This is a genomic window from Hydrogenophaga sp. 70-12, assembly GCF_001897365.1.
Classification (GTDB): Bacteria; Pseudomonadota; Gammaproteobacteria; order Burkholderiales; family Burkholderiaceae_C; genus Hydrogenophaga; species Hydrogenophaga borbori.
Window position 1 is genome coordinate 1 of the sequence record NZ_MKSS01000057.1, and the last position, 4,189, is coordinate 4,189.

The 4,189-nt window shown below is 73.0% G+C and carries 5 protein-coding genes; 2 read left to right on the top strand and 3 right to left on the bottom strand.

Translation table 11 applies throughout. The annotated features are described in order from the left end of the window. Positions 1 to 711 (bottom strand): methyl-accepting chemotaxis protein (locus tag BGO22_RS03880; protein WP_286849110.1); only part of this gene is annotated, 711 nt, incomplete at its 3' end. 248 nt (positions 712 to 959) lie between these two features. On the opposite strand from BGO22_RS03880, the gene BGO22_RS03885 reads away from it, so the two are divergent. Beyond that, a complete protein-coding gene (locus BGO22_RS03885; protein WP_286849113.1) occupies positions 960 to 2,135 on the top strand; it encodes an MFS transporter in 1,176 nt (391 codons plus the stop codon). A gap of 33 nt (positions 2,136 to 2,168) precedes the next feature. After that, entirely contained in the window at positions 2,169 to 2,645 is a 477-nt protein-coding gene (locus BGO22_RS03890) for a YidB family protein (RefSeq protein ID WP_070399712.1), read from the top strand. Positions 2,646 to 2,706: 61 nt separating this feature from the next. Here the strand turns inward: BGO22_RS03890 and BGO22_RS03895 are convergent, their stop codons facing one another. Both BGO22_RS03895 and BGO22_RS03900 read right to left on the bottom strand, forming a co-directional pair. Next, on the bottom strand, positions 2,707 to 3,564 hold the full coding sequence (locus BGO22_RS03895) for an alpha/beta hydrolase (protein WP_204743722.1): 858 nt from the start codon (positions 3,562 to 3,564) through the stop codon (positions 2,707 to 2,709). A gap of 140 nt (positions 3,565 to 3,704) precedes the next feature. Continuing rightward, positions 3,705 to 4,189, bottom strand: a 485-nt coding sequence (locus BGO22_RS03900) for a M20/M25/M40 family metallo-hydrolase (RefSeq protein ID WP_286849115.1), incomplete at its 5' end; no start/stop codon positions are given.

The window sequence follows — 4,189 nt, forward strand, 5'->3', positions numbered from 1 at the left end:
GGTGAGATCGCCCGCCGCCACGCGCTCGATGGCGCGCGCCGCTTCGTCCAGCGGCCGCGTGATGCGCCCGCTGATCACGTAGCCCAGTCCCAGGGCCAGCCCCAGCACCACCAGCGCGGCCAGCACGGTCGCGCGCATGGCCTGGCGCTGCAGGCGGGCCAGGGCGTCCACCATGCCGTCCACCCGGCCGCTCACCGCCGCGCTGATCTCATTGAAGGCCTCGTCGGCCGCGCGCACGTCGTTCTTCGCCGGCTCCAGGGCCTGGTTGGCGCGCCAGGGGTCGTTGATCTCGCCGCGGTTGATGCCGGTGTGGATGGCGTTCACCGCGTCGCGGTACTGCCCCAGGCCCGCGGCCATGCGGTCCAGCGCCGCCTGCTCCGCCGGCAGCAGCATGGGCCGCAGCTGCGCCAGGCGCGCCAGCCCCGAGGCCACCTGGGCCGTCCAGGCCTGGTGGTAGCGCTCCAGCGCCGCCTCGTCGGCCAGGTTGAGGAACAGGTCCTTCTCGAAGCGGCGCATGTTGCCCACGTCGGCGCGCACCTCGCCCAGCGCGCGCAGGGCGCTCACCTCGGTTTGCACCAGCCGCTGGCTGGCCGCGACGGCGCGGTCCAGGCTGACGAAGGCCGACGCGGCCACGGCGAAGATGCCCAGCGCGCACAGCGCGAGCAGCAGCGCCAGCTTGGCGCGAACGGAAATGTGGGACAGCCAGTTCATGGGAAACACCGATCAGGGACAACGCGGCACGCGCGGGTGCCGACCCCCGCTTCTTCGGAGGCGGCCCCCGCATCTTGAGGACCGCCCGTCGCGGCGACGCCTGCCCGGCCGCCGTCATTGGCTTGACACATATGTCATGGCCGCTTTCATTTCCATAGCAATCGGGTCACCCAGGTGTCGTCCGCACGTCAGGCCATTGGCCCCGCCGCCACCGGGGCCGGGGGCCGCGACTGTATAAACGCTCGCTTATGAACCGCAACCTCTGGCTCCTGGCCGCCGCCCAAGGCCTGTTCCTCACCAACAACGTGGTGTTCATCACCATCAACGGGCTGGTGGGCCTGGCGCTGGCGCCGCTGGGCTGGATGGCCACGCTGCCGGTGATGGGCTACGTGGTGGGGGGTGCCCTGAGCACGCCGCTGGTGGCGCGAGCGCAGCGCCGCTTCGGGCGCCAGGCCTCGTTCCAACTCGGCCTGCTGGTGGCCCTGCTGTCGGCGCTGCTGTGCGCCTGGGCCATCTCCCGGGGCTCGTTCGGGCTGCTCATCCTGGGCACGGTGGTGGCGGGCTACTACAGCGCCAACGGCCAGCTCTACCGCTTCGCGGCCGCCGAACTGGCGGCGCCGGCCTTTCGCGAAAAGGCGGTCTCGCTGGTGCTGGCGGGCGGCCTGATCGGCGCCGTGCTGGGCCCCAACCTGGCGGCGCGCACGCGCGGCCTGACCGAGGCGCCCTTCGCCGGCGCCTACCTGGCGCTGACCGTGGTGGCCCTGCTGTCCATGGCGGTGATGGCCTTCGTGCGCTTTCCCCCCGTCCCCGCGCGCGCGGCCGATGCGCCGCAGGGCCGGCCGCTGGGCGAGATCGTGCGCCAGCCGGTGTTCATCGTCGCCGCGCTGGGCGCCGCCTTGGGCTACGGCGTGATGAACCTGCTGATGGCGGCCACGCCGCTGGCCATGCAGGTCTGCGGCCTGCCCTTCGAGGACGTGGCCCTGGTGCTGGAGTGGCACGTGATCGGCATGTTCGCGCCCGGCTTCTTCACCGGCCACCTGATCCGCCGCTTCGGCGTGCTGCCCATCATGGGCGTGGGCGTGGCGCTCAACCTGGCCTGCGTCGCCGTCGCGCTCTCGGGCGTGGACCTGCACCAGTTCCTCATCGCCCTGTTCCTGCTCGGCGTGGGCTGGAACTTCCTCTTCACCGGCAGCACCACGCTGGCGCTGCAGGCCTGGCGGCCGGAGGAAAAGGACCGCGCCCAGGCCGCCATCAACTTCGGCGTGTTCGCCACCATGGCGCTGACCTCCTTCGCCTCGGGCGCGCTGGTCACCACGCAGGGCTGGACCTGGCTCAACCTGGGCTCGCTGCTGCCGGTGGCGCTGCTGGGCCTCTCCCTGCTCTGGCTTGCCCGCCAGCGGGGGGCCGCCCACAATGCCGCCTGACGCGCGGAGCGGTTCCGCGCCCTGGAGCACTACATGGGACTTCTGGATGCAATGCTGGGCGGATCAGGCAACGGCTCGAACGCCGCCGGTGGCTTCGACGCGCAGCAGGTGATGGCGCTGGTGGCGCAGCTGCTGCAGCAATCGGGCGGCATCGAAGGCCTGCTGGCCAAGCTGCAGGCCGGCGGCCTGGGCGAGGCCGCGCAGTCCTGGGTAGGCACGGGCGCCAACCAGCCGGTGTCGGGCGAGCAGCTCGGCGGCGCGCTGGGCCCCGACCTCATGGGCGCGCTGGGCGGCCTGCTCGGCGGCAACGGCCAGCAGGCCTCGTCGGTGCTGGCGCAGGTGCTGCCCGGGCTGATCGACCAGCTCACGCCGCAGGGCCGCGTGCCAGCGGCGGGTGAGGCCGGCAGCAACCCCCTGGACGCGCTCGGCGGCCTGCTGGGCGGCGGCGCCGCAGGGGGCGGTGGCCTGGGCGATCTGGGCGGCCTGCTCGGCGGCCTGATGCGGCGCTGAGGCGGCGCTGAGGCGGCGCCGCCCGGGGCCGGCCAGAACCGAACCGGCCCCAGCGGGGCGCTCAGCCCCGCGCGGGCGCCAGGCGGTCCAGCCATTGCCGCAGGGTGTCGAACACCGCGGCGTTGTCGCGCTCGTTGAAGATCTCGTGGTACAGGCCGTCGAAGCGGCGCGCCACCACCATGGGGGCCGGCGCGGCGTTCGCGAAGGCCACGCTGCCGGCCGGGTCCACCAGGTGGTCGTCGCCCGCGAACATCAGCAGCGTGGGCACCGGCCAGCGCGGCGCCGCGGCGCGCACCAGGGGGCCGTTGTCGTCGATGAACCGCGCCAGCCGCGCGCTGATGCGGTCGTGCACGCGCCGGTCGCGCTGGTAGGCCTTCACCACGGCCGGGTCGTGCGAGATCTTCTCCGCGTCCAGCCCATTGCCCAGGGTGGTGTCGGGCGACAGCCGCATCATCAGCCCGATCAACCAGCGCTTGAAGCCCGAGAGCCCGGCGTCCAGCGCGGGCGAGGAGAGCACCAGCGCGTCCACCCGGGCCATGCCGCGCTGCACGAAGGTGGCGCTGACCAGGCCGCCCATGCTGTGGCCGAGCAGGATCAGCGGGCAGGACCAGGGCTCGGCGATGTGGCGCCGCGTGTCGTCCACCATTTCGTGCAGGTCGTCGAGCAGGGCGTCGTCGTCGGGCAATACGCCGGGGGCGCCGCCCGAGTCGCCGTGGCCGCGCTGGTCGTAGGCGCGCACGAAGAAGCCCCATTCGTTGAGGCGGTGCGCCAGGTCGTTGTAGCGCCAGGCGTGCTCGCCCAGGCCGTGCACGATGAGCACCACGCCGCGCGGGCGCACGCGCGAAGGCAGGGGCCAGTCGTAGAGCGCGAGGTTGAGTCCGTCGCGGGCGGTGAACGGGGCTTGCGTGGTGTCGCTCATCTCTTCATCGTCCGTCGGCGTTCGCCAAACACGCCGCGCACGGCGTGCGCAACCGAGGAATGCCGCGGAACCGGCTGTGCCGGGCCGCAGGCATGGCCCCCTGGAGGGGGTCGCGCGAAGCGCGGCGGGGGTGTTCCATTTCAGGGCATGCGAGCGATGACCTGGGCCACGCTGGCGGTGAGCCGGCGCGCGTAGTCCAGGTGCAGGAACTCGTTGGGCCCGTGCGCGTTGCTCTTGGGGCCGAGCACGCCGCAGACCATCATCTGCGCCGTGGGGAAGCCCTGGCTGAGCAGGTTCATGAGCGGGATGGTGCCGCCCTGGCCGATGGTGCCGCAGGCGGCGCCGAAGTGCGCCTGCGAGGCGTCCTGCAGGGCGCGCTCGAACCAGTCGGTGGTGGGCGGCGCGTTCCAGCCACTGGCCGCGCCCTCGCCGGCGAAGGTGACCTTGGCCTGGTAGGGCGCGTTGTCTTCCAGCAGGGCCTTGAGTTCCTGCACGGCGGCGGCGGCGTCCACCAGCGGCGGCAGGCGCAGGCTCAGCTTGAAGGCGGTGTAGGGGCGCAGCACGTTGCCCGCGTCCTTGAGCGCGGGAAAGCCCTCGGCGCCGGTGACGCTCAGCGTGGGGCGCC

Excerpts from the sequence above, each read along its gene's own strand:
- BGO22_RS03885 (WP_286849113.1), top strand. The coding sequence starts at position 960 with ATGAACCGCAACCTCTGGCTCCTGGCCGCCGCCCAAGGCCTGTTCCTC.
- BGO22_RS03890 (WP_070399712.1), top strand. The coding sequence starts at position 2,169 with ATGGGACTTCTGGATGCAATGCTGGGCGGATCAGGCAACGGCTCGAAC.
- BGO22_RS03895 (WP_204743722.1), bottom strand. The coding sequence starts at position 3,564 with ATGAGCGACACCACGCAAGCCCCGTTCACCGCCCGCGACGGACTCAAC.